We start from the raw sequence: 24,383 nt of genomic DNA, 5'->3' as shown, positions 1-24,383 counted from the left end.
TTATTGCATTTTCGTTTGACGTTTTTTCTAATGAAAGGAAAATTTTACCTTGGGGGATTCATTTCATGATTCTAAAAGTTTTTAAATTTGTTTTTATTCTTATCCTTGGTTTCGGACTTAGCTTTTGTGCAAGTCAGGATACACAAGATGGAAGACCTAGTGTTGAAGATAATGAAGCTAAAGATTCTATGGAGAAGGATAGAAGTGTTGGTGAAATGGATGCAGAAGACCCAGACGAAAAAACATCGGGACCATCCAATAAAACTTCTTCCAATAAAAAAGGTTGCATCAAAGGGGATTGTGTAAATGGTTTTGGGGTATACGTCTATGAAAATGGAGACACCTATACTGGAAATTTTAAAGATGATATGCGTGAAGGTGAAGGTGGATTTGAATATTCTGGAAATGAGTCTTTTCGCGGAACCTATTCAAAAGATGCAAGAAATGGTAAGGGTATTTATAATTTCAGCAACGGAGATAAATTCGCAGGTGAATTTAAAAATGGTGAAATTACTGGACCAGGTGTTTATACCTTCAAAGACGGTAAAGTCCTCACTGGAAATTTTTCTGGTAATGGTAGTACTGGAACTGGAACATTAGTGGACAATGGAAAAACAAGAAATTGCAAAGTGGATGCAAGAAAACTTAGTTGTGAATAGAGGTTATTGTTAAACCAATCTGTTTTTGCTAAAGCAGAAATAATGAAACAGGCGCTAACTCCTTGGAGAGTGCGCCTTTTTTTATATTAAGAAAATCTTATTTATACAGATACCTTTCGATCAGATTTTACAGTTCGGAGTCTTACCTTGGCTTTTTGCAGCTGAGTAGTTTGCGAGAGCTGCTGGCATATTGTCCTGCAATTCTTTGATTCTTGTGTCATCTGATGGATGTGTAGACATTAATTCATGAGGTTTATCCCCACCTAAAGCTGCCATCCCTTGCCAAAGAGAAACACTGGCTTGCGGATCAAATCCAGCTTTCGACATGATCTCAAGACCAATCACATCAGCTTCACTCTCATGCTTTCTAGAGAAAGGTAGAATAACTCCGTATTGTGCGCCAGCTCCCAGGATGCCTGCAGCGGCCTCTCCTCCGAAACCTTGAAGCACTGCCATGCCTCCACTTGCAACCATAGATTGTGAAACACGCTCATTGCCGTGTCTAGCTATAACATGAGCTATTTCATGACCAATTACAGCTGCAAGTTTATCTGCGGAATTTGCTACTTGAAGTATGCCAGTGTATACTCCAATCTTTCCGCCTGGTAGAGCGAAAGCATTCACGGCAGAATCTCTAAATACAACGATTTCCCATGTTTGCACACCAGTTGTGTCAGTTGCCTCTTTGATCGATGCATAAGAAATGCATTTTACATAGTTGTTGATAGCTGGGCTTTTTTCTATGGGTATTGTAGTCTTCATTTCATTGAAGGCTTTTTCTCCCATTTCATTTAGGGTAGAATCATCATTTAAAATAAGTTGTCGTCTACCGAGCGGTGTTGTTGAACATTCTAAAATGAGCAAAGCAAGTAAAATAACTAGAAAATTGAATCTCATACTGACTCCTATTTGTCATCTAAGCTTGGAATCGACTCGTTGATGCTGACAATGATTTTTTTATCAGAACTTAAATTTTCCTTCATGAAATCCAGAGCCTTTTCTCTGGATATAGGTTTGGAAAAATAATACCCCTGACCGGCATAACAATTTCTTGCTCGGAGCAGTTCAAACTGATCCTTAGATTCTATGCCTTCGGCAATTACTGATAATTCAAGCGAACTCGCGAGAATGAGTATTGTATCCAAAAGTGCAAGGTCTCTTTCTTGACTTTGGATGTTATCAACAAAGGATTTATCGATCTTGATTGTATTCATTGGGAATTCTTTTAGATATGCAAGAGATGAATATCCAGTTCCAAAATCATCCATAGAAATATGAAAATCCTTTTCTCGTAAGTTGTACAAATGCTGTATCGTTTCTTGTGAATTGACCATCGCCACCGTTTCCGTTATTTCTAGATGGATTCGATTATTCGGAATATTGTATGAAGCAGCCATAGCTTCAAACGCTTCTGCAATATTTTGATTTTGAAACTGAGAAGAGGAAAGATTGAGGCTTAGAAAAAAGTCAGGATTATTCGAATCACTTGTTACCCAAGTTCTGTAAAAATCAAAACTTTGAGCAGTTACAATTTCGGAAATTCGATTGATTAGTCCAGATTCTTCCGCCTCTTCTAAAAAAAAGTAAGGAGAAAGAATTCCCCGCTCAGGATGGTTCCATCGAACGAGTGCCTCCCAACCCAGTAATTCCATTGTCCGCAAGTTTACTATAGGTTGAAAATACGTAAGGATCCTATTGTCGTTGATGTCTCTTTTTAAATGGTTGTACGTTACCATTTTTTTTTGTATGTCTTCTAACATACTTGTATGAAAAAAACTAAATCTGATTTAGAAGTTTCTTTGCTTTGAAACATTGCAATTTCTGCATTCTTTGCAAGTTCTTCTCCGTCACTTCCACCTTCTCCAAGAAAAGCCACACCAGAAGAAAAGGTAACAAAAATTTCTTTATCCAAAATTTGAATTGGGCGCTCAAGGATGGTTTTAATCTGATCAATAAATTGTTGAACAAGGATTTTGTCTAATTCCGTTCCACTAAGAAGAAAACCAAAGCTATCTCCTCCTAATCTTGCGGTTGATATCAAGATATTGGTTTCTAAACTAACGAATATTTCTTTAAGTCGATTGATTAGTAGATCACCTGCATAAAAACCCATAGAGTTATTGATTCTCTTGAACCGATCTAGATTGATAATGACAATAGCAATTTTTATATTTCGATTGATGTTACGATTGAATATCTGTTGTTCAATCTTGGTTAGAAATAATGCTCTATTAGGCAATTCAGTCAACGGATCATAGAATGCATCTCGGGTTAATTGTTCTTCAGCAAGAATTCTGTTTGTAATATCGAATTGAATTGCTACATATTTATATGCTTTGTTTGATGCATCTATAAATGGAACTAAAGTCATATCAACCCAGTAATAAGAACCATCTTTTTTTTTGTTTTTTATCTCACCATTCCATACTTTTCCGTTTGAAATCGTTGAGTAGAAATTATCCCAAAAAATTGAATCATGGGAATTAGCATCTAAAATTCTATGGGATTTGCCTGTGACCTCTTCTCTTTTATATCCCGATATTTTACAGAATTTATCATTAACATAGGATAGATTTCCGTCTTTATCAGATATTGAAACTATTGCCGCTTGATCGAGTGAGAACTTTTGAAATTGAATTTCTCTAAATGAGTTCTCCAATTGAGTTAGGAGTAATCCCTTTCTTTCGGCTTCCTTCTGAGAATAGATTTCTCTTTTTAAAATATATGAGAATCGTTCCAGATCATCTAGATACAAAATGTCATCTGCACCAGCTTTAAGTATTTCTAAGCTATTTTTGAAATCTTTTTCAACAATAAAAGTAAGATTGGTAGATGGAAAAATCTTTCGGATATATAATAAAAGATCTTTCCATGGTTTTTGAGCAAAATTCTCATTGCAGACGATTGAACTCCAAACTTGCGTTTGTAAAAGTTCGATTGCTGATTCCCAATTTATTCCAATTTCAAGCTTAAAAACCAAATTTGCATCTATCAGACCAGTTTTAATTCTCTCAGCATTTTTCGAGCTTTCATCCAAGATTAGGATATTCATTTTACATCGTTTCCGTAGGCTAGTATAACATTAGGTAATAGATATTCAACTAAGATAATAAAAATTTCTTGATTCTCATAAGTATTGTTGAGAATGATAGTCCATGCACCCCAAGACATTTGATCGGATATACATTAGAAAGGATTTTTTCGAGACAGAACTGAACAAAATGTTACTGGAAATGAGCGAACTTGATTATAAGAATTTGAATCAGTATGACAAGGGAGGCTATGATGGCTACAACCAAGCCGTCACCGAACTTCTAAAAAAGCTCCAAACCAAATTTTCCAAAGCAAACTAGTTTAATAATTTCTTTACAATATTTTCCGAATATATGAAATGGAGGAAAGAAATTCTATGAGCTTTACAGTCAATAAAATCAAAAATCACACTGTTATTAGATTCGAAGGGGCATTAGACATTTATTCTGCACCAGCTATTAAGAAAGAGATTCACAAGCTAGTCGACGATGGAATTGATTCCCTTGTTTTTGATATGATCAATATTAAGCTGTTGGATTCTTCAGGAATAGCTTTACTCGCCAATCTACAAAAAAGAATGAAAACCGAAGAAGGCAATTTTTATCTTTTAAATGTGAATCCTGATGTTTTGGTCATTTTGAAGCTTTCATCTTTAGATAAATTTTTTACAATTTTTAGTTCGGATAAAGATCTACCTTAAATTCCTATAATTTTCAAATTACCTGACTAGACTAATTGATTTGATTTTCGAATGGTTCAATTCTGCCTTAATCATCTCATCTGATTTTTTAGAAATTAGCTGAAGAGCATCCTCTTTATTTGTGATTTCCGTAATCTGTTTTCTTACTCCAGAAATATCGGTCAAAACTAAATAATTTTCTGATTGAACTGAATTTCCTCGACTAGATTGAATCTGTTTTAGATTTCGAATTGGTGTTCGAATCGGGAAATTATTTGTTTCAATATTTAAAAAATCCTGTGATTGATTGATAGAATTTGCGTAAATGACTCGCCCATCTTTTAAAGTAATTTTTATTTTAAGGTCGGTTGGGATTTGAATCTCAACTGAGACTTCTTCCTTTTTTGAGGTTTGAATTACGGTTTTTAGTTCTTCTTTTTCTTTTTGCATTTCATTGGTAGTTGCCTCGACTTCTAATTTTAATTCTTTTAGAGTCTCTGCATCGATTTCTAAATTTGCATTGGGATCACTCAGTATTTTAATAATTTTTGATTCCTGAGTTAATTTTTTCCCGATTTCTACTTTCTTTAGAGCTTGTGTGTCATTTAGATTTATAGCGTTTCGAGAAGCTACTTCAACCAATTCTGTATTTGTCTGATAGAAATTTCCGATTAGCATAAGTCTTCTGTTAGCTTTTACAGCTATATCCCGATTGGATTTCTGATTAGCGAGAACGAGATAGTTTTTTACTGCATCTGATGTCTTGCCTAGTTCTTCTTGACTTCTCGCCCGAATAAAAGATAGATCTGGAGTAGGATTTGGAAGGCTATCTAATACTTTGATAGCCTCTTCGTAATTTCCATTTGAAAATAAGTTATTGGCATAGATACTTGGTTCTTGTTTATCTGATTTGATTTTTTTTGCTTTCGATTTGGATTCTTGAATTAAAGAAATTAATAATTTAGCATTTTTTGAATAGTGACTTCCAGGAAAAGAACTAATCACATTCTCTAGTTTAGCAATTGCTAAATCATGATTGCCGATCATTGCAATACAAAATGCATTATGTAAATAGACAAAGGCAGCCTCTTCAGAATCGGAATTTAGTGAATTCTCTAATACATCATATTGATTGTGAGCTACTTGGTATTTTCTAATTCTTTCCTGTTGGAAAGCAAACTGTAGCATCAATGTATTTCTCTGATCATCTACAATTTTTACTGGTTTTTTTAGGCTCAGTAACCTGACTCCATTGACCAATTGAATTCCAGCCAGATCCCAGGAAGTCAAATTCACTTCAACATTTTGATCACCTGAATTTAATATAGAACTTTCTAATATATTAATTTTTATTTCATTTTCAAAATCATCTTTGTCAAGAAATACTTGCCTTAGTTTAGATCTCAGCGCATGAGAAGAAAGTTCGTAGTTCATGATTTGATCTTTTTGAATATTCAATCTCAGTTCTAATAATTTTGCTCCTGTAATAGATCTTGCAGAAATTATAAAAAATCCAAGCATTCCTACAAAGAATAAAATATAACGAGAATAGGTCATTATTCTGGAATCTCAATTATTAGAACGGATACATCATCTTTAAATTCTAGAGCGAAATCATTTAATTCTGTATTAAGAATATCGACTATTTCTTGATTGGATTTGCTAAGGTTTTTTCTTATCAAATCTAGACTTCTTTCCAAGCCAAATTGATTCCCTTCTCTTCCTTGAGTCTCAACTAATCCATCCGTATATAAGAATATTCGATCTCCTGGTTCTAATTGGAATGTCTCTAGACTATAATTATGATCTTCAGCCATTCCTAATGGTGGACCAGAACTCTCAATTCGTATAAATTCAGAATTTTTTTTACGAATTATATATGGTGAGTTGTGTCCTCCATTACAAATTGTTAATACATTGTCTTTGTTAATATTTAGAAATACACTTGTTGCAAAAAAAGATGCTTGGAGGCGAGATCCCATCAATTCACTCAATTTTTGGATTGTCTTATCAGCGTCGTTTGTTTCTCGTAAAACAGCTTCTAAAAACATGGCAATTACTACCGTAACAAGTGCTGCACTTATACCGTGTCCGGATGCATCTGCAAGAAAAAAGCAATAATCTTCTTTATTAAGTTCTTTATTTTCTATATGGAAGCATTGGTAAATATCGCCACTTACTTCTCTCATTGGACGATACAGCAATCCTAAAGAAAATTTTTTATATTTTTTGAGTTTAGGAAGAAATAGTTCTTGTACTTCTTTACCAATTGTTAGTTCTAAGTTGATTTCTTTATTGAGGCGAGTAACTGTATTTACTGTTTCTTCAATTTTCTCTGCCATAGAATTGAAAGAAAGTCCGAGGCTATCTAACTCATCTGATCTTTTGAATTCCCATTCAGCTCTAGATGATAATTCTCCTTCTGCCATTTTCTCGGATGTGGATTTGAGAATTTCTAATCTTTTAAAAATGACTCTATATACAAAAATCGCGAATAATACATGAAATAAAATTCCCCAGCTCGTCGCAAGAGCCATAAAAACATAGATTTGATTGAGACGCTCTTGGATTCCTGAGAGTTTTACATCGGTTTCCAGATAGAGTTCTGATTTATCTGCATCAATAAATGGAATGAAAGCTGATACTGAAAAATCATTTTGATTGAGTTCTAGATTGTATCTCGATTTAAAAATTGATCCTGAATCTCCAATTCCTACCGACTGAATTTTTAATTGAAGTTCATTTGGTTCAATTTTCTGAATATAATTAATTTCGTTTGGATATCGATACACTTCAGTACCTTTTTTATCGTAGATTCGGAAATTATCGATTTCATATAAACGTAATCTATCAATTATAGCAGACTGTTCCGTGTTTTTTTGAATTCGAATCTGTGCATTTGATAGGTCATTTTGTACTGTATTCGCCAAATTTTCAGATTGAAACTTAAATGATCGTACCAAAAGGTCTGATTGGTTCTCAAATATCATGACAGAAAAAAAAACGATATTCACAAAAGCGAGAATTGTATAGAGTAGACCTATTTGAATTCTGAGGGATGAACCTTTTTTAATATTTTTGTTTTTTTGGCTCAATTTATTATCCTATGCGAACGATCCATTTTCGACTTATCTTCATCTTTATCCCAATCCTATCAAGTAATATTTGGTCTGATGTTATATTGCTAAAAAATGGGAAAACCATAGAAGGAAAATATATTGAATCAGATGACAATTGGCTGGTCATCGACAATTTTGAGAAGCTGATTCGAATTCAATCCAACCAAGTTCAATCTATGGATGTAGGCTTTTCAGGTATTCCCATCTGCTATAAGCTCAAGAATAATAGCGATAAAAATTGCAATGGAATTTTGCATTTTTTATCAAGAAATAAAATGGTAATTGCGCAAGGTTCTGGATATATGGAAGCTCTGGAAATTCCAATATCCGAAATAGATAATTTTCAAATTCAAATTAATAAGAAAAATGATCAACTCTCAAGATATATAAGAAGTGGAATTATCCTTCGGATTTCTCTTACAAATAAGGATATTATAATAGGTAAATATTTAAAAACAACTGATAGGATTTTGCAGTTTCAGGTGGAAAATGAGACTAAAAAAATTCCTGAAAATCAAATTCAATTAGTTGAATATGAATCTGATTTTCATATCGATGAAAATATGCAGTATGTAAAGTATCTTTTACCCGGTTATTCGCAGTGGCAAAGACAATCTAAAGCTAAAGGCGCTTTACTTATGGGCATGTCTACGATTTCCTTGTTGGGAATTGGTTACGAATACAACCAAGCAATGCAATCAAGTAAGAGAGAAATTACTTATATTCCAGTCAATAATCAATTGGTTGGAACAAATTCTCTATCTAATAATTCGAAATTTGATGGGCATATTAGAAATATGAATATACTATCTGGAGTTTTATTGATCTGTTATATTTATAACACTTATGACATCGTGTATGATTCGAACGATTCGTACGGAAACAGAGAAAATCTTTCAAGCATTCAGTTTACCTCAGAATTGAAACAAAGATTTCCAGATAAGAATTTATTCGCCGTTGGTCAAACGAACGATTTATGGGCTTTATATTTTTCTTTTTAGTAAATACTAATATTAAATCAAAGATTTGATTGCTTTTTTGATTCCATTTATACTCATGAAATACATTGGAACAACATCTCCAATGGCAGAAATTGTTGTCTCCCACCACAATCGTTCTGGTTCAGGATTTAGCCAGACAGCATTTTCATATTTTCTTTTCATTTCGCTCAGTGCATCAATTCCAATCAAAGTTTTATCGTTATCAGAAGTTAGATCGCTGGTTGAATATTGTCTGAACGAATAAGGGTTGATGCTTGGAGCAAATAATTCGTAAGGAGCCATCCAGGCATCACCAACAAAAATAATTCTTGTATCAGGTCGAAATTTTTGGAAGAATCTTTTTAATGAATATGGTTTTCTAAGGTAAGGATCCTGATATAATTCTTTATTAAAAATATTATGAAAATAGAATGTATGAAATTCTTTGAAGTGTTGAATTTTATGAGCCGCAGAAAATAGAGCAGAGACTTTCTGAGAGTGAGGTGTCATGCTCCCACCAATATCCATGATAAGTACCAATTTTAGATTATTTTTTCTACTTTTTTCTTCAATAATCTCTATGTCTCCACCGTTGTCGGAAGTTCTCTGAATTGTTTTATGTATATTGAGTTCCCATTTACCTTCTTTTTTAAGAATTCGCATATACTTAAGAACTAATTGAATCTTTCGAACATCAAGTATTTCATCATTTCGATAAGGTCTAAATTTTCTTTCGGCCCAAACGGCAATTCCAGTTCGGTTACCAGACTCACCACCAATACGAATTCCATTTTCATTGAACCCACTATTTCCAAACGGAGAAGTTCCGCTTGTTCCTATCCAAGTATCTCCAGTATCATGCCGTTCCTTCTGTCTTCTCAGTCTATCGTGCAATTCTTCAAGTAATCTATCGACATCGTAGTTTGGAGCATTTTTCTTTCGTTCTTCACTGAGTTGAAAGTCTTTTGCTTTTCTTAACCATTCTTCAATTGAGTTCAAAATGTTCTGAGAATCAAAATTTAGATTACCAAAAGTTTCAGCAAATACTATATCATAACTATCATAATATTTAATATCTTTCACTAGGCATAGTCTTGCTATTCTATACAAAGTTTCAATATCGATGAACCCATTTTCCTTTGTTTTGAAATTGAGAAGTGTTAAGAAATCAATGAATTCTCCCGTTCCAGTCGGTATTCCCTTTTTTCTCAATGCATAAAAGAAATTGATAAACATTAAGAATGAAAAATCCTGTAATCCTCTTCGTTCTTTAGCAATGTCCCAGGATATGGAATGGTTCCCTCATCCAAACTAGCACCCATATGTAAAAGTACTTTGATCCAGTCAAGTAATTCACTTGTGCTTGGTTTCTTCTTTAGTTCATCCCGGCTTCGAATATGATAAAATAAATCTAGTGCTCGTGACATGAACTTTTTGTCCAAGTCCGGGAAATGAGATTCAACAATAGTTAACATAAATTCTTTGCTCGGAAATTCAATATAATGAAAAATACATCTTCTTAAGAAAGCATCTGGTAATTCTTTTTCGTTATTTGAAGTTATAATTGTAAGTGGGCGTATCTTCGCTTTGATTGTTTTGCCAGTTTCTGTGATATCGAACTGCATTCGATCCAATTCAAGTAACAAATCGTTCGGAAACTCAATATCTGCTTTGTCAATCTCATCAATTAAGACTAGACATTTTCCATATTCGAAGGCTTGTCCCAAAGCTCCCATTCGAATATAATTTTCTATATCCTTTACCCGATTGGCAGCTTCTTCGGTCGCAAACCTTGAGTCATTTAATCTAGAAACTGCGTCATAGAAATATAGACCTTCTTTAGCTTGAGAGATCGATTTGACATTCCAGCTAAAAAGAGGTAGAGATTGCTTTGTTGCAATATGTTCGGCAAGTAAAGTCTTGCCAGTTCCTGGCTCTCCACGTAAAAGTAGAGGTCTGCTTGTAATTTCTGCAACTTGAACTGCTTCTTCTAGAGCAGGTGAAAGGACATAGGATTCAGTTTTAAATGTCGTCATTTGAGTATGCCTACCAGACTCAGGGAATTTTTTACAACGGAAACAAAAAAAGGTTTAATTCTAGCTTCAATTTTAAATATTTTACATGAGGCTATGCCCCATGAGTGAATTCGATCAAACTAAAAAAGCAATTGGCTTAGGAAATCTAGATGATTCATCCCGTAAGGACATGTTTGAGAAGTTCAAATCTGCAGGTGGTGAAGTTGTCAAAGAAAAAAAGGCAAAACTAGAAGCCGAAAAAAAAGACCGCCCTCAACCTAAAGTTCGACAAGGGAATGTTTCACGAACGGAGTTCGATAGATCTGGTGGCAAGTCCAGCGGTGGTCGCTCTGGATCAGGTTCGAGCTCTGGTGATTCTAAATCTTCTCAATCTTCATCTAAAAATAGTGTAGATGCATCCGCTGCATACGAAAAAGAAATTTCTAGCTTCACAGCTCGTTTTGCAATCAAATTGAAATGTTGGTTTGCTCGAGTCACACCATTCGGCATTGCGGAAGTAACTCCAGCTTGCATGGGTATTTTTGCAAGAGACATGAAGTCTGCTCTAATGGAATTCCAAATGGTGGGTAATGAACTTCTTGGAAACGGCAGTTATTCTCCCAAGATCACTCAAGCTCTCGACAAAGTGAATCCACTTATCGTAGAAGTTTTGGGAATGGGTCACAAATTGTACAATTCAGTTGATGTAAATGAGCTTACAGAAATGTATCAACTCAGCCCAGATCGTGGAGTTCCGATCGATCGAATCAAAGATCCACTCATTAGAATATTCAAGAAATTGTATGTTCTCTACCCTTATCAAGAATCTTATAGAAAAGGGGTAAGCCTTGCTTATGAACATTTGCAAAAGCTAGAAGGCAAGCCAGCTCTCATTTACAATTCTCGAAGAAAGAAAATTCTCAGTGAATTAGATAATCTTTTTGGAACAATTTTCGAAAAGATGTATCTTATTGTGATTCGAGGTGAGAATAAAAATATCCCTATGGTATCCAAATATATGGAGAATCTGCTTGGTATTACGCCTCACGATAAGCCAGGTCAGCGTCATGCTGGTGAAGGAATTCCAGCGACAGAATCAGAAGAATCGGATTCAGAATCTACAGAAGATAAACCGAGTGAAGAGAAAGAAGCCAAGGAAAAGGAAGAAGTAGTAATTCCCAAAGAAATGGCTTACGGTCTTCGCCTAATGAAGATGTATACGATAGAACAGCTTCGCAAAAAATTTGATCCTCGGTCGGAGAATTCCCCAATTCCTGATAGCGATAAAGCATTCTTAGCTTATTTATATTTTAAAGAATTTGATGACAATTATTCATTTGTTATGACAACTAAGAAGATTGACTTAAAGCAAGTTCATGTTGCCGGCAATCGAGTTGACTATAGGCAAAAACTTCTTGACTTATACGAGACTGCTCGCGGAACACTTGATCAATTTAGAATATATCAAGAAACATTCAAAGAATTCACAGCACATAAAGCCAATCCAGGTGCGAACTATATCGAAGCATCAAAAAAGACGACAGCACTCGAGACTAAGAGAAGTCAGCATTCCAGAAATGTTCGAGTTGTTACCAAAGAATTTATGGAAAAAACTCGAGATTTACTTTTAGTATTGATCAATGATATGAAATCCAAGAGAGAAATTGTCGGGAATATGGATGATATCATGACTTTCGATTCTGTGGAAGCAAAGAAACGTCTTAACAAAAAGCCAGTTAAACAATGCATTATGGAAGCTTACTGTTTTACCCTTGCATTGGCAGAGAGATTAGAAAATGGAGATTTATACGGTGGCGTTGTCGAACTGAGCCCAGAAGAAATGAAAGAATCTTTTGGTGTAGAAGTTAAGGATGAAAATGATGCTAATTCGGAAAAAGCCCAATCAGTTGAGCAGACATTAGATGCTCCTCCTCCATCCTCTCCGGAAGAAACCGATAAGAAATCCCCAGATGGCATACCAGAGACAATGGATTCTGATGAATTCAGTGTTGATTATTAGAAATGAAAATAAGTTTTTACCAAAAGAAAATTGGTGAGAAATTTACTTCTCAGGAAAAATTAAAAATTTCCAAAGAAAAGTCAGATTTTCTCATCCTTCCCCCTCGCCTAATTCTTCCATTAGGACTAAATGAAGACAATTGGCTTGCTAACTATGATAATTATTTAGATCAGATATTGGAATTGTCAGAGACCTACAAAGGTGTGATTCTTGGAGGAACCCTACTTCGTAAGGACAGCCGTGGCAAAAGAGTTGAGTCTGTTCCTATAGTTCAAGGTGTGAATCTTATCGATCATTATGATTTGGTCAAACCGTCAATTTCTTCTGCAGTGGCTGGAGATAGTGAAACGATATTTATTATGGCAGGCGTTCGGTTTGCGATCATAACAGGCAATGAAATTGATGATTCTGAATTTTTAAATGATATCAAATCCAAAGGAATTCAGACAATTTTTGTTTTGGAAAGTAATATTACGAATAGAACTTATGAAGAGGAATTAGAATATTTCTCAGATATTGCTAAGAAATATTCTTTCAATATTTTTAGAGTATGTGGCTACAATCAAATGGGGAAAATTTTGGGACGAAGCTTAGTTGCAACTCCAACTGGTATTCATTGGAAAGTCGGCAAAATGGAAGAGTTTAACGACATTTTGAAGACCATCCATTTTGCTCAAGCGAATCCATTTCTATAAAACGCTTGAGCATAAATAAGATATTCTAAATTTTATTTTTTTTCTTCTTCAACTTTCATGGTAATAATCAATATCACCAAACCTACGCTCACGCATGAGTCTGCGACATTGAAGGCGGGCCATCTACTAAAAAGTAAAAAGTTGGGCCAATCAAAGTCAAGAAAGTCAACGACTCCTATGAATTCGCCTGGACCGGGTGAGAATCCAAACTTGATTCCACCACCAGGAGGCATCTTTACGAAGAATTTATCTATAAAATTTCCAAATGCACCTGCCATGACTAGGTTCCAACCCCAAGGATTTCCCAGTTCACTATTTTTCCAACGATAACCGATCAGAAAAACAATTGCAACCCCCGTTGCTAAGAGTGATGGAAGCGCATTGTCTTGGAAAAGTCCAAACACAAATCCGGTATTGAAAGTAAGTGACATGCGAAACAAACTTCCAATTACTTCCTGAGACTCATAGGGAGAATATGCCATGATGACCCAATATTTTGTTACCAAATCTACAATCGTTCCAGCAAGTATTGCTGCTATATATTGTGGTTTGTAAACATCCAAGAAATCTTTGTCGAAAAATTTAGTCAAAAAATTACCTCTTAATTCTATTTTTGAAAAATGACACTATCAAAATTGAAGCGAATAGACCAGCTGTGAGAAATGCTAATCTAGCAAAATTTTCATTATTTCTGTCCAGTAAATGAAAACCTATATAGGATGAAAACATAAATAGAGCTGAGTATATGTACTGGTGACCTAATATATAGCTGCGAATGCTTAGTTTTTCAAGCATTTCAGCTGAATTTGGTTTCGAATCGCGATTTTTTTTATATAAGTAAGTATAAATTTCTTTGGGAATTGCAAACATAGAACTTAAAATTTCCTGGTAGTCTGCTCCCAATTTCTGTTTCCAAGGATTTGTTTTGGCAACAAAAATCATAAATGGTTTTTCCGTGTATTCGAATATTGATCTATAAGGATCAAGGATTGCTATATTTCCGACGAGAAGAGATAGAACCCGCTGCAGTGAAATATAATTGGAAGGTAAATTGAGCTCTCGAATAAGATCCGACAAACTTGTCTGAATTCCGCGTAGAAACTGAATATCTGCTTGAATGTTGAATTTATCAAGGCTAATATTTCTATAGAAATCGGTATCAGCAAGAAAGGATTTCATTTTTTCTAGGGAGTATTTTATGATCTCCAAAATTTTGGATCGATCAGTGGATGATTTCAAAATTCCCATCATTTCGATTCCGTCCAGTACTCCATAGTAGTTGCGGTTCATAGCTGAAACCAAGATTTTTTCGAGCGCTGTTTTTTGTGTTTCGGAAATATTTCCAACGGCTCCGAAATCGATCAAACATAACTTACCATCCGGAGTAACGAGTAGATTTCCCGGATGTGGATCTGCATGGAAAAACCTAAATTGAAAAACCATAAGAATATAAGATTTTATTAATATTTCAATTGGTTTGGATTTCTGTGCGTTTTGATTCGGATTGGGTGCGTGTTCGGACAATTTGCACCCATCAATAAATTCTGTTACTAAAATTTTGGATGATTGGAAATCCATAATCGGCTCAGGAATAATAATATCTTCTTCAGAAGAAAATAGTTCACGCATCCGAATGATATTCTTTCTCTCGCAAGATAAATCCATTTCCTGTATTATAAGTTCAGTTAGTTGAGCGTGCATTTCTTTGTATGGGAAAGCTATCAAAAAAATATTGAACCATTTCATGATTTTGAATATGGTTTTTAGATCTGAGTTAACCAGTTTTTCTATGTCCGGATACAGAACTTTGACTGCAACATCACGATTTTTATATCTTGCTTTGTGAACTTGGGCAGTGGATGCACTTGCAATCGGAATCTCAGAAAAATTTTCAAATAGATCAATAGGCGATTTTCCAAATTCCATTTGAAATCTTTTTTCGATTTCTTTGTATTCATGGCTAGGAACTCTGTCTTGTAAATCTTGCAGAGGAAGTATAAACTCTTCCGGTAAAATATGAGCGGAATTTGAAAAAAATTGACCGAGCTTAATATAAATTCCACCCAAGTTGAGAAATAATTTCTTAGTTTCTAATCCAGTATTGGACCATGCTAATTTGTTTAATTTTTGAAATTCAGACTCTTCAATAAATTTCCTTTGGATACGATGAAGTATGAAAAATGAGATGGCTTTGCGAATAATAAAACTATAAGCAGAAAGAATTCTACTTCCGCCACTTCTCTTATTGGATTGTGATAGTTGCACTAAGTCTTCCTTTTTGTAGCCAACGAGATTTTATTAAGAATATTCATAATTTCTAAATTGTCTTGGATTCCACCAGTTTCGGGTTCTTGATTGTTCTGGATTGCATAGGCTATACTTGCATATATTCTTGGAAAAGGATTGGGATTATTCATTATGTTTGCAGGAATTTTTTTCTCAACTAAACTTTTAAAACCTTTGTATAACTTAGACGGTTGTGATTGAAAGAATTGGAAGCCATCATTACTGAGTATGAAGCGAGCATTTTCTGTATATATATCAATTGCAAATTGGAAATAATTTCGATAGCCCCCTACTTCCAAAAATGCAAAAACTCCATCCCGATACTCAAGGGTTGCAACAATTTGCTCATCTAGTTTGTATTTTCTGTTGGATTTTGTTGCCTTTGCCTGAATGTTGATTGGGTTTCCAACGAGCCAATGAAGATAGTCGATTATATGGGTTCCATCATGCATCAGTGGCCCTCCACCTACTCCTTTGTAGGCGATTCCAGGTGATAACCTGGAGGTAAGAATTGATGCATGTATGGTTTTAATTTTTCCCCATTTTCCAGAATGGATCTGTTCTCTCACCCAACTGTATACTGGATGGTAACGCCTCTCATGATTGACCCAGATTTTCGTTTGATTTTTAGATGCGAGTTTAAACAATTTTTTTGAATCCGATAAGTTTAGTGCAACTGGTTTTTCAATGAGTAGATTTGGAATCTTTAATTCGATTGCTTTTTTTGCATTAGAGAAATGGGAATCTGAATTGGTTGCAATCACACATAGATCAAAACTTGTATCAGAATGTTTTGTAACTTCATCTAAATGATTATAAACAGAAATTGGATTTTTGTTCGATTCAATTAAATGGTTCCAATCTTTGCGAAACTGAGTGATCCTTTCCGGGTTTGAATCAACGATTGCCTGCAAAATAAATTTTTTTTGCGAAGAATTACTAAAGATTGTTCCCGCATGCGTACAAGGTTTATTTCTGTACGGATCTTTTTCGAGAATACTTGCAATGCGACCGAGACCAACTAGTATCACTCGAATTTTTTTCATTTCCCCAATTTATAGATTCGTATTTTCAAGCAAAGGAATTTCTATGGAGCCGAGGGGTTGTCATTGGTCGAGAAATTTCCTTACACAATATCTAAAATTCGAAGGATTTTGAATTCTTGCGGTGATAGTCCGGTTTCTTTATCGGACATCGAGTTTACTTCTATTACCAATTCATCACTTGAAATTTTGCCTGGTGGACTTTTTGTCCCCTTGATTGCAGAACGTGATGGACATGATTTTATCCTTGATGCTTTAAATAAGAATGCTGCCGGCTTTTTATGCAATAAAGATCATCCAATCATCCAAAAAATTGATAAAAAATATCATGACAAAATGATTCTTGTTGAAGATACTTGGAAAGCCTTAGCCGATCTCGCGCGTTTTCATAGAAATCGATTTGCTCCTTTTATAATTGGAATCACTGGCTCTAGTGGGAAAACCACAACGAAAGAGCTTCTTGGATATGCGATCTCTCATTTCGGAGATGATAGAGTTGTTATAACAGAAAAAAATTACAATAATGAGATCGGTCTTCCCTTCACTCTATTTAGGATTACGGATAGAACAGAAATTGTTGTATTAGAAATGGGAATGAACCATCGAGGCGAGATTGCGAGACTCACATCAATTGCAGGATTGCACTGGGCGATGATTACAAACGTAGGATCGGCTCATATTGAGAATCTAAAATCACCTAAAAATATTGCATTGGAGAAATCGGACATCATTCGTAACTCTAAACCCGATTCTAGGCTATACTATCCTGAAGATATTTTATTTCCAAAGATTATTCAGAAATCAGCGAGAAAGCAATATTCACTAACAAAACCTTGGAGTTTGAAATCGATCGGGATTACAATAAAATCGAAACACAAAAATGGGTACAAATTGTCCTATAAAGATATTGATTTTGATTGGAATCAACCAGGCGATAAAATTCTATCGAATCTCATTGGAGTCTTTACGGTCGCAATTGATCTTGGAATTGATCCAGCGATTTTGATTGAGAATATTCAAAAATACCAACCTGTCGGTGGCAGGTTCAAATTGATCGGTTCCTTCTACCAACTCATTGATGATAGTTACAATGCGAATCCAGAATCCATGATGTCTTCAATTGAAGCTGCAAAACAAATTGCAGATGGAAAGAACATCTACTGTGTACTCGGAGATATGAAAGAATTAGGAAATTATTCAAAAAGCTACCATATAGATTTAGGTAAATTTATTGGTAAGTTAGGAATTTCTGGTCTATTTACTTTCGGAAGAGATTCTCGATGGATTGGTGATGGTTTTAATCACATAACTAAACAACTTGGAACATCTACCCCAGATCGAATTATATCCAAACATTATCAAGATTCTGATGATGATATCCAAGAGATAATTCAAAACATTCAAGATTTTGTTGGTCAAGGATCTTACATTCTTTTGAAAGGATCTAGGTCGATGCGAATGGAAAGGATCGTTGAAAAAATCCTTGCTGCCACTGAATCAAAAAATGAATAATTGATTATGTCTAAGATTTCACCAATAGTATCAGTTGTAATGGGTTCATATTCCGATTGGGATACGATGAAGGAAGCCTGCAACTACCTCAAAGAATTTGGAATTCCTTACGAAAAGAAAATAGTTTCTGCTCACCGAACTCCAGAACTTATGTTTGAATTTGCAAAATCAGCAAGATCAAGAGGAATCAAAGTGATTATAGCGGGAGCTGGTGGAGCTGCACATTTACCAGGAATGATCGCATCGCTTACAGACCTTCCAGTCTTAGGTGTTCCAGTTTTATCTAAAGCTCTCAATGGGATTGATAGTTTGTATTCAATTGTTCAAATGCCAAAAGGTGTTCCTGTCGGAACTCTCGCAATCGGTGCGGCAGGTGCTGGCAATGCAGGTCTTCTTGCTATTCGAATTCTATCTTTAACTGATGAGAATCTCATTTCGCAATTGCAAAAATTTACCAACAAGCAAGCATTAGATGCTCTGAGCAAAGAGGGAGATATGATCGAATGATCTATCCGAAAAGAAATTTAGGAATACTTGGTTCTGGACAATTAGGTCGAATGTTCACGCAGTCTGCTTCAAAAATGGGTTATAATGTCTTGGTCTATTCCCAAGAAAAAGATTCACCATCTTCCAAAGTGGGTGCATCTCCAATCAATGGAGACTATGAAGATTTTGAGAAGTTAGGCAAATTTATTGAAAATGTCGACGCAGTTAGTTTTGAATTTGAGAATATCACCGAAAATTGTTTGAAATTCTTGTTGGAAATTGAACGAAATCGCGGATCAAATTTCTTTATGCCCTCTCCATCTTGTATTCTACTTGCGCAAGATCGAATATTAGAAAAGGAGCATTTTCAATCAATTGGAATTCCTACTGTTCCTTTTCTTGTAATTCGAACAGGCAATGAGAATTGGAATGAGTTTAGCTTTCCTGCTATTTTGAAGACAACAAGATTTGGTTACGATGGGAAAGGCCAATGGAAATTTTCTGCGCCATCCGAACTTACTGAGTTTTTGAAGACCAATCCACCGAATGATAATCTATCTTATATATTAGAGAAAGTTTTTCCATTTGAGAAAGAAATTTCGGTTATCTATGCACGGGATTCTTCGGGTAAAGAATTTATTTTTCCACCGGGAGAGAATCTTCATAAAAATCATATATTGGATACAACAAAGTTTCCAGCAGAGATTTCGGATTCCATTCACGATAAAGCAATTCAATATGCATCCTTGTTAGGAAGAAGCATCAATTATTATGGAGTTTTCGGAATTGAATTTTTTGTTCTAGGAGAGGAATTGGTTGCTAATGAGTTTGCACCAAGACCTCACAATTCTGGGCATTTTAGTATGGATGCTTCGAATATTTCACAATTTGAATTGCAACTGAGAGTTTTAACGGGACAGACACTTCCTGATTCAAATCAGGTGAAACCTTGCATAATGAAAAATATTCTTGGAGATCAATATGATACTTCAATCAATATATGTATGGATTTGATGTCCCTAGATTCACGCTACCACCTACATTTATATCAAAAAGATGAAGCCAAGCCTGGACGTAAAATGGGTCATATAAACTTTGTTGGACCAATCTCTGAAGTTGATTCTAGATTTTGGACTATCTAAGTTGAATAATTTTCTATTAGTCGCTCACCCCAGCTTCTTACAGATCCAGCACCTAACGTAATTAGTACGTTGTTGTTCTGTAAAAATGGAAGAATTTGTTTACAATCTTTATCGATATCACCTTGTAGCAAGCAAGTATCCGGTTTGGATTGTATCAGTTCGTCAAATATCAAGTTAGAACTGACGCCGCTAATCGGTTCTTCTCCGGCTGAATATATTGGAAGAATGAAAATTTTGTCTGCTATCTTTAATTCATTTGCAAAATCTTTAAATAAATTCTGAGTTCTTGTGAATCGATGCGGCTGAAAAATCACAATAACTCTATCGATATTCCCTTTTTCTTTGGCTTCCATGAAGCCCGTGAGAACAGCTTTTACTTCCGTTGGATGGTGTCCATAGTCATCTATGATACTTGCTCCATTGCAACTGCCCAGGACTTCCATTCTTCGTTTCACTCCCTTGTATTTAGATATTGAGTTTTGAATCGATTGAGGATCGAGTCCCAGTTCAAGTCCCAAAGCTATTGCAAGTGATGCATTGATTCTATAATGATCTCCGTAGAAAGGTACAGAGTAAGAAATTGAAATTTCATCTGATATCAATTTCCAAGAATCAAATCCTTTTTCGATATAATTAAAACGATGGAATTGATCCAATGAATGTGGTATCGTACTTTTTAGAATTTCGAAATCGCTTCTTTCTCCAACAAGAATGATATTTGTTACATCAATATCTTTTTTTAATGCTTCGCAAATTCCAGAATCACCAATATAAGCTATAGATTTTTTCCCATCTTTGGTGTTCAGATAACTGGCAAATGAATCGGTAAGATTATCGCGATTGATATAATGATCGAGATGGTCATCATCTATATTCGTTAGAATTCTATAATCAGCAAGGTGATTTAGGAAAGTGCCATCGGATTCATCTGATTCATAAACACCGTATGGACCTTGCCCCCATCTTCCGCCTCGCCCATTTAGGATATCTGTCTCTCCTCCAATCATTATGGAAGGATCCAAATTTAGATCTAAAAAAATTTGACTTACCATAGCTGTCGTGGTAGTTTTTCCATGAGAGCCTGCAATGGAGATTGTCATTTTCTCTGCAAAGAAGGAATGCATAACTTCGGATCGATGAAAAATGGGAATTCCTTTATCCCGCAACCAATCCAATAATGGATGATCCTTGATTGCAGATGAATGAACTGCCATTTCAGGAACAACTCCCGATTCGATAAATGCATCCGCTGTCTGAAAGAAAAGTATACCTCTATCAACTAGTTGACTTGTTTGTTTATTGCTTCCTTTATCATATCCGATAGTTTGAATTCCTCTATCGATGAGAATATGAGCGAGGCTTGACATTCCCGATCCACCAATTCCTAAAACAAAACAGGATTTGTAACTATTCATGGAAGAAGTATTGTAAAGTATCATGAGCTGAATTCAATCTTGCCAGTTCCAATGAGGCTTTCGACATTTCTAATATTTGCTTTTGATTATTCCATAAATTATTTAATGTATCAATTAGATAGGAACCTTCTGAACTGGTCGTATCAATCAAGATACATGCACCTTCTGATTGAAAATATTCAGCGTTGGCTAATTGATGATTGTCTTTAGCGAAAGGATAAGGAATTAGAATCATAGGAAGTGCGTGAGCCGTACATTCGGCGACAACTCCAGCACCTGACCTTGCAATGACCAAATCTGCCCATTCATAATGGGATCGCATGTCTGTTGAGTAAGATATTGCTTCAACTCCAGCGGATGATTTTTTAAATTCTTCATACAAATTTGTTCCTGTTAAAACTCGAAATCTAAAGTGTTTTTGTATGAAGCCATCATTCATTGCAGCCTGAACCATTTGATTGATTTGCCTTGCTCCTTGTGAACCACCTAACACGAGAATGTTCATTTGATTTTTATCTGAGAAAATCTGGTTTTTGAGTCCGGGAGTTTTTGGAAGAACTGCCGATCTAATAGGATTACCTAATATGCTGAATCTAACTCCATCTGGAATCGTATCTTTTAGTGGGAAACTAATTGCAATTTTTGTTACTTTTTTCCAGAAAAACCTGGTGATTCTTCCGGGAACACAATTTTGTTCACAAAGAAAAACTTCCTTTCGGAAAAGGATTCCATAAACTATCGCTAAGACACTTGTATATCCACCCATACCTATAATCGTTGTTATATTTCTTTTTTGAAATCTGAAAATGGTTAAAATAAATTGATAAATAAACAAAAAAGGAAAAATCGGAGCAAGATACATTTTGAACTGCAATAAATTATGCCATACAATTGGACAATTGGCTTGTTTTAGATCAGGATTGTCTCGATTTCGAAAAGGACTATGTAAATAAAAATTTTCAATTGCATAGTGTTTCGCAGATTTTTGAATTTCTTCAATCAGAGCAATCCCTGGTGAGATATGTCCGCCGGTTCCGCCTGCTGCTATGATAATGTTTCTCATGATTCCAGATTCTCACGTCTTGTAATATTTACAAGTATTCCACAGAGTATAAATACAGTAATCAAAGATGATCCTCCATAGCTAAAGAAAGGTAAGGATACTCCAGTAACTGGGAGAAGACCAGTCACCACAAAAAGATTCATTAGAAATTGGATCGCAAGTACAGAAATTATTCCAGAACCCAAATAAAATCCGAAACGATCATTCACCCTTTCCAATAGCATAAACGTCCTGACTATGAAAAACACAATGAGTCCCCAGAAAATTAAAAAACCAATCATGCCATAGTCTTCAAAAAATGGCGATACTATAAAATCCGTATATGCATATGGAAGATATCTATGGGAATATCCAGATGAAATATCATTTCCAATCCAACCACCTGATTGGAAGGCTTGGTATGATGATACAAGTTGATGACCCTCTTCGTATCGGTAGCTATAAGGATCTAGCCAGATGTCTATTCTTTTCCTTCTATATCCAACTCGGTCGATCAAAACATAAACCAATGGTATCAAAGAAAATCCAAGTAAGAACAATCTTCTCATGGAAAAACCGGAAATAAATACTAAACCAAATATAACAAAAAGTATTTCCATGGTTGTTCCGAATGAAGGTTCAAGTATTATCAAAAGTAAAATGGATCCGACCAAGATGACAGGTGTAATCATCTTCTTCCAATTGAAATTTGATTGTAAAGAAATATCTTTAAATATTGCGGCTAGATAAATGATAACTGTGATCTTAGAAAACTCAGAGGGTTGGATCTGAAAAGGTCCGATACCTATCCATCGATTGAAATTTCTTCCATAAAAAGTCCCAACTGATTTTCCAATACCCGGTATAAATACAAGGATAAGAAGAAAAATAGAAACCAAGCAAAAATAAAGACTCATAGATTCCCATACTAGAAAATCTACTTTTGAAATGATAAAAAAAACAATAAAACCTGCGATAAGCCATAAGAATTGTCTCTTTAAGAAAAAAGCAGGATCATCAAAGTCTCGTTCTGCGGAATAGTGAGATGCAGAATACATCACGCCAATTCCGACCAAAGCAAGAGTGAAAATAATAATTTTTATTATTTCATCTTCTTTGGATTTAGCTATCGCAAGCCACTTCATTGGATTTTTAGTGATGACAAGGAAATGAGAGCAAGTAATATTCCAACAATCCAGAAACGAATCACGATTTTTTCTTCCGGGATTCCCATCAATTCAAAATGGTGATGGATCGGACTCATTCGAAAAATTCTTTTTCCTCTCAGCTTGAATGACCCTACTTGCAGGATCACACTAAGCGCTTCAATTACGAAAACCCCACCTAAGATGATTAGAAGAATTTCTTTTTTTAACATAATGGCAACCATTCCGAGTGTAGCACCTAAGAACAAGGAGCCAGTGTCCCCCATAAAGACTTGCGCCGGATGAGAGTTAAACCATAGAAAACCAATGAGAGATCCAGCTAGCGCAGACAAAAATACTGAGTATTCATGTGCCCCAGGAAGATAAGGAATATTAAGATAGTTCGCAGTAACGGGAGTTCCTGATACATAGGCAATAATTCCAAACGTAATGGTTGGGAAAAGCATCGTCCCAGTTGCCAATCCATCTAAACCATCAGTTAGGTTGACAGCATGAGATGTTCCAATCACAACCAAAATTGCAAAAGGTATTGCAATCCATCCCAGGCTAAGAACGCTCCCTTTGATAAAAGGCAAAAATAAATCAGTTATTTCAAAAACTATACCTTTTTGAATATTCGGATTTGCTTTACCTGTAATATTATAATATGTATAAACGAAAATAAGGGAAAGAATAATTGAGATAAGAAATTTAGTTCTCGCTCTCATACCTCCCTTCACTTTCATGATCGCTTTCATGTAATCATCACCAAATCCAAGAGCACAGAATCCTAAACTCATAATGAAAAGCAATACCAGATTCAAATTATTTAGATTACCCCATAGAATCACCGATATGCTAAGGGATATAATAATCATTAGTCCACCCATCGTTGGAGTTCCGGTTTTGGATTCATGAGATTTTGGACCATCGTTTCTAACGGTTTCTTTGAATTTTAATTGATAGAGAAAATTAATGATCCTCTTACCTAGAAAAAAACTAAAAAACATAGAAATCAATCCAGCAGCAAGAGCTCGAAAAGTTACATAGCTGAAAATTCTTAAAAGTCCGTATTCATCGCCATAAGCTTCGTAAATCCAATAAAACATAAT

At 35.1% G+C, this 24,383-nt stretch carries 23 protein-coding genes; 9 read left to right on the top strand and 14 right to left on the bottom strand.

Annotation, left to right across the window (positions count from 1 at the left end; translation table 11 throughout):
- The first annotated feature begins 65 nt into the window (after positions 1-65).
- Positions 66-659: an MORN repeat-containing protein gene (locus tag O4O04_RS11815; protein WP_272531912.1), complete on the top strand. Its 594-nt coding sequence runs from the start codon at positions 66-68 to the stop codon at positions 657-659.
- Positions 660-779: 120 nt separating this feature from the next.
- Here the strand turns inward: O4O04_RS11815 and O4O04_RS11810 are convergent, their stop codons facing one another.
- The 3 genes from O4O04_RS11810 to O4O04_RS11800 are packed head-to-tail and all read right to left on the bottom strand — an operon-like array spanning position 780 to position 3,711.
- Positions 780-1,556: a M48 family metallopeptidase gene (locus O4O04_RS11810; protein ID WP_272531910.1), complete on the bottom strand. Its 777-nt coding sequence runs from the start codon at positions 1,554-1,556 to the stop codon at positions 780-782.
- 8 nt (positions 1,557-1,564) lie between these two features.
- Positions 1,565-2,395, bottom strand: a complete 831-nt coding sequence (locus O4O04_RS11805; protein WP_272531908.1) for an EAL domain-containing protein — start codon at positions 2,393-2,395, stop codon at positions 1,565-1,567.
- A 17-nt stretch (positions 2,396-2,412) separates the two neighbouring features.
- On the bottom strand, positions 2,413-3,711 hold the full coding sequence (locus O4O04_RS11800) for a sensor domain-containing diguanylate cyclase (protein ID WP_272531907.1): 1,299 nt from the start codon (positions 3,709-3,711) through the stop codon (positions 2,413-2,415).
- Between the two features lie 103 nt (positions 3,712-3,814).
- Here O4O04_RS11800 and O4O04_RS11795 point away from each other — a divergent pair, with 103 nt between their 5' ends.
- Positions 3,815-4,012 carry a hypothetical protein gene (locus O4O04_RS11795; protein ID WP_272531906.1) on the top strand — a complete coding sequence of 66 codons (198 nt, stop codon included), beginning with the start codon at positions 3,815-3,817 and terminating at the stop codon, positions 4,010-4,012.
- Positions 4,013-4,068: 56 nt separating this feature from the next.
- Positions 4,069-4,392, top strand: a complete 324-nt coding sequence (locus O4O04_RS11790) for an STAS domain-containing protein (protein ID WP_272531904.1) — start codon at positions 4,069-4,071, stop codon at positions 4,390-4,392.
- Positions 4,393-4,410: 18 nt separating this feature from the next.
- Here O4O04_RS11790 and O4O04_RS11785 read toward each other — a convergent pair whose 3' ends face one another.
- Entirely contained in the window at positions 4,411-5,928 is a 1,518-nt protein-coding gene (locus O4O04_RS11785; protein WP_272531902.1) for a tetratricopeptide repeat protein, read from the bottom strand.
- Positions 5,928-7,466: a SpoIIE family protein phosphatase gene (locus O4O04_RS11780; RefSeq protein WP_272531901.1), complete on the bottom strand. Its 1,539-nt coding sequence runs from the start codon at positions 7,464-7,466 to the stop codon at positions 5,928-5,930. The genes O4O04_RS11785 and O4O04_RS11780 overlap by 1 nt, the downstream gene beginning before the upstream one ends.
- Before the next feature lie 11 nt (positions 7,467-7,477).
- Between O4O04_RS11780 and O4O04_RS11775 the strand changes: the two genes are divergently transcribed.
- Positions 7,478-8,491 (top strand): hypothetical protein, encoded by a 1,014-nt coding sequence (locus tag O4O04_RS11775; protein ID WP_272531900.1) that lies wholly within the window; start codon positions 7,478-7,480, stop codon positions 8,489-8,491.
- A 12-nt stretch (positions 8,492-8,503) separates the two neighbouring features.
- On the opposite strand, the gene O4O04_RS11770 is transcribed toward O4O04_RS11775, so the two are convergent.
- Both O4O04_RS11770 and O4O04_RS11765 read right to left on the bottom strand, forming a co-directional pair.
- Positions 8,504-9,706 carry a hypothetical protein gene (locus tag O4O04_RS11770; protein WP_272531899.1) on the bottom strand — a complete coding sequence of 401 codons (1,203 nt, stop codon included), beginning with the start codon at positions 9,704-9,706 and terminating at the stop codon, positions 8,504-8,506.
- Entirely contained in the window at positions 9,706-10,506 is an 801-nt protein-coding gene (locus O4O04_RS11765; protein ID WP_272531898.1) for an AAA family ATPase, read from the bottom strand. Before O4O04_RS11765 ends, O4O04_RS11770 begins: the two co-directional genes overlap by 1 nt.
- A 100-nt stretch (positions 10,507-10,606) precedes the next feature.
- Here O4O04_RS11765 and O4O04_RS11760 point away from each other — a divergent pair, with 100 nt between their 5' ends.
- Both O4O04_RS11760 and O4O04_RS11755 read left to right on the top strand, forming a co-directional pair.
- Positions 10,607-12,505, top strand: a complete 1,899-nt coding sequence (locus O4O04_RS11760) for a hypothetical protein (protein WP_272531897.1) — start codon at positions 10,607-10,609, stop codon at positions 12,503-12,505.
- 2 nt (positions 12,506-12,507) lie between these two features.
- Entirely contained in the window at positions 12,508-13,200 is a 693-nt protein-coding gene (locus tag O4O04_RS11755) for an amidohydrolase (protein ID WP_272531896.1), read from the top strand.
- A gap of 32 nt (positions 13,201-13,232) precedes the next feature.
- Here O4O04_RS11755 and O4O04_RS11750 read toward each other — a convergent pair whose 3' ends face one another.
- Genes O4O04_RS11750 through O4O04_RS11740 form a run of 3 tightly spaced genes read right to left on the bottom strand, consistent with a single transcriptional unit; the run spans position 13,233 to position 16,532 of the window.
- Entirely contained in the window at positions 13,233-13,790 is a 558-nt protein-coding gene (locus O4O04_RS11750) for a lipoprotein signal peptidase (RefSeq protein WP_272531895.1), read from the bottom strand.
- A 4-nt stretch (positions 13,791-13,794) separates the two neighbouring features.
- On the bottom strand, positions 13,795-15,465 hold the full coding sequence (locus tag O4O04_RS11745; RefSeq protein WP_272531893.1) for an ABC1 kinase family protein: 1,671 nt from the start codon (positions 15,463-15,465) through the stop codon (positions 13,795-13,797).
- A complete protein-coding gene (locus O4O04_RS11740) occupies positions 15,465-16,532 on the bottom strand; it encodes a Gfo/Idh/MocA family protein (RefSeq protein ID WP_272531892.1) in 1,068 nt (355 codons plus the stop codon). Before O4O04_RS11740 ends, O4O04_RS11745 begins: the two co-directional genes overlap by 1 nt.
- A 63-nt stretch (positions 16,533-16,595) precedes the next feature.
- On the opposite strand from O4O04_RS11740, the gene O4O04_RS11735 reads away from it, so the two are divergent.
- Genes O4O04_RS11735 through O4O04_RS11725 form a run of 3 tightly spaced genes read left to right on the top strand, consistent with a single transcriptional unit; the run spans position 16,596 to position 19,669 of the window.
- Complete coding sequence (locus tag O4O04_RS11735) at positions 16,596-18,041, top strand: UDP-N-acetylmuramoyl-tripeptide--D-alanyl-D-alanine ligase (RefSeq protein ID WP_272531891.1); 1,446 nt, start codon at positions 16,596-16,598, stop codon at positions 18,039-18,041.
- A 15-nt stretch (positions 18,042-18,056) separates the two neighbouring features.
- Positions 18,057-18,548, top strand: coding sequence for a 5-(carboxyamino)imidazole ribonucleotide mutase (gene purE, locus O4O04_RS11730; RefSeq protein WP_272536085.1), 492 nt, complete (start codon positions 18,057-18,059; stop codon positions 18,546-18,548).
- Entirely contained in the window at positions 18,545-19,669 is a 1,125-nt protein-coding gene (locus O4O04_RS11725; RefSeq protein WP_272531890.1) for a 5-(carboxyamino)imidazole ribonucleotide synthase, read from the top strand. Before purE ends, O4O04_RS11725 begins: the two co-directional genes overlap by 4 nt.
- On the opposite strand, the gene murC is transcribed toward O4O04_RS11725, so the two are convergent.
- Genes murC through mraY form a run of 4 tightly spaced genes read right to left on the bottom strand, consistent with a single transcriptional unit; the run spans position 19,666 to position 24,380 of the window.
- Positions 19,666-21,108, bottom strand: coding sequence for a UDP-N-acetylmuramate--L-alanine ligase (gene murC, locus O4O04_RS11720; RefSeq protein WP_272531889.1), 1,443 nt, complete (start codon positions 21,106-21,108; stop codon positions 19,666-19,668). The genes O4O04_RS11725 and murC overlap by 4 nt on opposite strands.
- Entirely contained in the window at positions 21,077-22,147 is a 1,071-nt protein-coding gene (locus O4O04_RS11715; RefSeq protein ID WP_272531887.1) for a UDP-N-acetylglucosamine--N-acetylmuramyl-(pentapeptide) pyrophosphoryl-undecaprenol N-acetylglucosamine transferase, read from the bottom strand. Before O4O04_RS11715 ends, murC begins: the two co-directional genes overlap by 32 nt.
- Positions 22,144-23,271, bottom strand: coding sequence for an FtsW/RodA/SpoVE family cell cycle protein (locus O4O04_RS11710; protein ID WP_272531886.1), 1,128 nt, complete (start codon positions 23,269-23,271; stop codon positions 22,144-22,146). Before O4O04_RS11710 ends, O4O04_RS11715 begins: the two co-directional genes overlap by 4 nt.
- A complete protein-coding gene (gene mraY / locus O4O04_RS11705) occupies positions 23,268-24,380 on the bottom strand; it encodes a phospho-N-acetylmuramoyl-pentapeptide-transferase (protein WP_272531885.1) in 1,113 nt (370 codons plus the stop codon). Before mraY ends, O4O04_RS11710 begins: the two co-directional genes overlap by 4 nt.
- Positions 24,381-24,383: the final 3 nt, after the last annotated feature.

This window comes from Leptospira sp. GIMC2001, assembly GCF_028462125.1.
In the GTDB taxonomy this organism is placed as follows: Bacteria; Spirochaetota; Leptospiria; order Leptospirales; family Leptospiraceae.
This window is presented reverse-complemented; position numbering and strand designations above follow the sequence as displayed.

What these genes read in the sequence shown, in the direction of transcription:
- O4O04_RS11770 (WP_272531899.1), bottom strand. Translation starts at nt 9,706, where the DNA reads ATGTTTATCAATTTCTTTTATGCATTGAGAAAAAAGGGAATACCGACT.
- mraY (WP_272531885.1), bottom strand. Translation starts at nt 24,380, where the DNA reads ATGTTTTATTGGATTTACGAAGCTTATGGCGATGAATACGGACTTTTA.
- O4O04_RS11810 (WP_272531910.1), bottom strand. Translation starts at nt 1,556, where the DNA reads ATGAGATTCAATTTTCTAGTTATTTTACTTGCTTTGCTCATTTTAGAA.
- O4O04_RS11775 (WP_272531900.1), top strand. Translation starts at nt 7,478, where the DNA reads ATGCGAACGATCCATTTTCGACTTATCTTCATCTTTATCCCAATCCTA.
- O4O04_RS11790 (WP_272531904.1), top strand. Translation starts at nt 4,069, where the DNA reads ATGAGCTTTACAGTCAATAAAATCAAAAATCACACTGTTATTAGATTC.
- O4O04_RS11795 (WP_272531906.1), top strand. Translation starts at nt 3,815, where the DNA reads ATGCACCCCAAGACATTTGATCGGATATACATTAGAAAGGATTTTTTC.
- O4O04_RS11785 (WP_272531902.1), bottom strand. Translation starts at nt 5,928, where the DNA reads ATGACCTATTCTCGTTATATTTTATTCTTTGTAGGAATGCTTGGATTT.
- O4O04_RS11815 (WP_272531912.1), top strand. Translation starts at nt 66, where the DNA reads ATGATTCTAAAAGTTTTTAAATTTGTTTTTATTCTTATCCTTGGTTTC.
- O4O04_RS11725 (WP_272531890.1), top strand. Translation starts at nt 18,545, where the DNA reads ATGATCTATCCGAAAAGAAATTTAGGAATACTTGGTTCTGGACAATTA.
- O4O04_RS11710 (WP_272531886.1), bottom strand. Translation starts at nt 23,271, where the DNA reads ATGAAGTGGCTTGCGATAGCTAAATCCAAAGAAGATGAAATAATAAAA.
- O4O04_RS11805 (WP_272531908.1), bottom strand. Translation starts at nt 2,395, where the DNA reads ATGGTAACGTACAACCATTTAAAAAGAGACATCAACGACAATAGGATC.
- O4O04_RS11715 (WP_272531887.1), bottom strand. Translation starts at nt 22,147, where the DNA reads ATGAGAAACATTATCATAGCAGCAGGCGGAACCGGCGGACATATCTCA.
- O4O04_RS11740 (WP_272531892.1), bottom strand. Translation starts at nt 16,532, where the DNA reads ATGAAAAAAATTCGAGTGATACTAGTTGGTCTCGGTCGCATTGCAAGT.
- O4O04_RS11755 (WP_272531896.1), top strand. Translation starts at nt 12,508, where the DNA reads ATGAAAATAAGTTTTTACCAAAAGAAAATTGGTGAGAAATTTACTTCT.
- O4O04_RS11760 (WP_272531897.1), top strand. Translation starts at nt 10,607, where the DNA reads ATGAGTGAATTCGATCAAACTAAAAAAGCAATTGGCTTAGGAAATCTA.
- murC (WP_272531889.1), bottom strand. Translation starts at nt 21,108, where the DNA reads ATGATACTTTACAATACTTCTTCCATGAATAGTTACAAATCCTGTTTT.
- O4O04_RS11800 (WP_272531907.1), bottom strand. Translation starts at nt 3,711, where the DNA reads ATGAATATCCTAATCTTGGATGAAAGCTCGAAAAATGCTGAGAGAATT.
- O4O04_RS11765 (WP_272531898.1), bottom strand. Translation starts at nt 10,506, where the DNA reads ATGACGACATTTAAAACTGAATCCTATGTCCTTTCACCTGCTCTAGAA.